The following is a 257-nucleotide window of genomic DNA, read 5'->3' as shown; positions in this document are numbered from 1 at the left end:
GCCAGTTTGTGCTCGCGCTCGAGGCGATTCACGTCGACGCCCAGCGCCTTCAACAAGCCGAACGTGATCACCGGGCGAACCTCACCCGACGCATCGGCCTTGAACAGGACCGACTCACGTCTTGCACGTCGCTGATTCAACGACACATCCACATCGTAGATGCCCGGCGCAACCGAACTACCCTTTTCGAAATACGAAAGCTCGACGGGACCGTCCCCCTTCTTGAGGAACAACTCGTTGAACTCTGCTGCTTGCCC

At 58.8% G+C, this 257-nt stretch carries 1 protein-coding gene; it reads right to left on the bottom strand.

Annotated elements, in window-relative coordinates; all coding sequences use genetic code 11:
* Nucleotides 1-257: FimD/PapC N-terminal domain-containing protein (locus SB752_RS32845; protein WP_410719571.1), on the bottom strand; the 257-nt coding region annotated here is incomplete at both ends.

The sequence above is a fragment of the Brevibacillus sp. SIMBA_040 genome (genome assembly GCF_046535075.1).
GTDB lineage: Bacteria > Bacillota > Bacilli > Brevibacillales > Brevibacillaceae > Brevibacillus.
The sequence above is the reverse complement of the archived record's forward strand: the minus strand, read 5'-3'. Positions and strand labels throughout refer to the sequence as shown.